The organism is Rubrimonas sp. (assembly GCF_036788415.1).
In the GTDB taxonomy this organism is placed as follows: Bacteria; Pseudomonadota; Alphaproteobacteria; order Rhodobacterales; family Rhodobacteraceae; genus Rubrimonas.
Map to the genome: position 1 here is coordinate 1 of NZ_DAIQNN010000243.1, position 1,656 is coordinate 1,656.

Below are 1,656 nucleotides of genomic sequence, written 5' to 3' on the forward strand. Positions count from 1 at the left end.
CGCCAGCGCGTCGAACGGGTTCTTTCCGGGCTGATGATCTTCGGGTCCGTGATCGCGATCTTCACCACCGTCGGCATCATCTTCGCCCTCGTGTTCGAGGCGTACAGGTTTTTCCTGCTGGTGCCGATCACCGACTTCCTGTTCGGCACGGCGTGGGAGCCGCAGATCGCGATCCGGCCCGACCAGATCCAGATCGCCGGCGCCGGCGCTTTCGGCTGGCTGCCGGTGATCCTCGGCACCATCGTCATCACCGTCATCGCCCTTCTGGTCGCGGTGCCCGTCGGCCTGCTTTCGGCGATCTACCTCAACGAGTTCGCCTCGCCTGTGGTTCGTCAGGTCGCCAAGCCGATCCTCGAGGTACTCGCCGGCGTTCCCACCGTCGTCTACGGCTTCTTCGCCATCCTGGTCGTGGCCCCCGCCCTGCGCGGCTTCGGCGGCGACTGGCTGGGGCTGCCGATCTCGCCGAACACCGCGCTCGCCGCGGGTTCGGTGATGGGCATCATGCTGATCCCCTTCATCTCCTCCTTCGCCGACGACGCGCTGACGGCGGTGCCGCGGTCGATGCGCGACGGTTCCCTCGCGCTCGGCGCGACCCAGTCGGAGACGGTGCTCAAGGTGCTGTTCCCGGCCGCGATCCCGGGCATCGTCGGCGGCATCCTGCTCGCGGTCAGCCGCGCCATCGGCGAGACTATGATCGTCGTGATGGCCGCGGGTCTCATCGCCACCATGACCATCAACCCGCTCGACAGCGTCACCACCGTCACCGTGCAGATCGTCACGATGCTGATCGGCGACACGTCCTTCGACAACCCCAAGACGCTCGCCGCCTTCGCGCTGGGTCTGATGCTGTTTATCGTCACGCTGGCGCTGAACGTCGTCGCCCTGCGCGTGGTCCGCAAGTATCGCGAACTCTACGATTGAGGCTGGGCGCATGACCGTCACCACGACCAACGCCGCCGACTGGAAGAGCGCCGACGCCGCGGCGCGGGTGCGCAAGCGCCACGCGGGCGACCTCCGGCTCAAGTTCGCCGGCATGGCGGCGCTCGGCTTCGCCGTGCTGATGCTCGCCATCCTGCTGGTTTCGCTGTTCTCGAACGGCTATCAGGCGCTGCGCCAGACGCACGCCACCGTCGAGTTCGTGCTGTCCGCCGACCATGTCGATGCGGCGGACCCGCAGCGCGGCAACTACCGCGCTGTCGTGCAGGACGCGGTGCAGCGCCTGTTCCCCGAGATCGACAACCCCCGCGACCTGCGCGAGGCCACCGCGATCCTGAGCACCGGCGCGCAGGGCGCGCTGCGTTCCATCGCCCTGAGCGACCCGTCGCGCATCGGCTCGACCATCGTGCTCGACGTGCCGCTGTCAGACCCCTACGACCAGCTCGCGAAAGGCCTTGTCGACCGCGACGCGCCCGAGAACCAGCGCCGGGTCAACGACGCGCAGATCGCCCTTTTCGACCGGCTCGCGGAGCAGGGCCTCGTCTCACTCCCGATCAACTGGGCGCTGGTCACGAACGCGGACAGCCGGTTCCCTGAACTCGCCGGGCTTCAGGGCGCGATCTGGGGCTCGTTCTACGCGCTGCTCGTCTGCTTCGTGCTGAGCTTCCCCACCGGCATCGCGGCCGGCATCTACCTCGAGGAGTTCGCGCCGAAGAACCG

2 protein-coding genes are annotated in these 1,656 nt (G+C 68.0%); both read left to right on the top strand.

The features are described from left to right. Positions 1-921: phosphate ABC transporter permease subunit PstC (gene pstC / locus V7Q31_RS19125; protein WP_333835422.1), on the top strand; the 921-nt coding region annotated here is incomplete at its 5' end. Positions 922-931: 10 nt separating this feature from the next. Beyond that, positions 932-1,656 (top strand): DUF3333 domain-containing protein (locus V7Q31_RS19130; protein WP_333835423.1); only part of this gene is annotated, 725 nt, incomplete at its 3' end.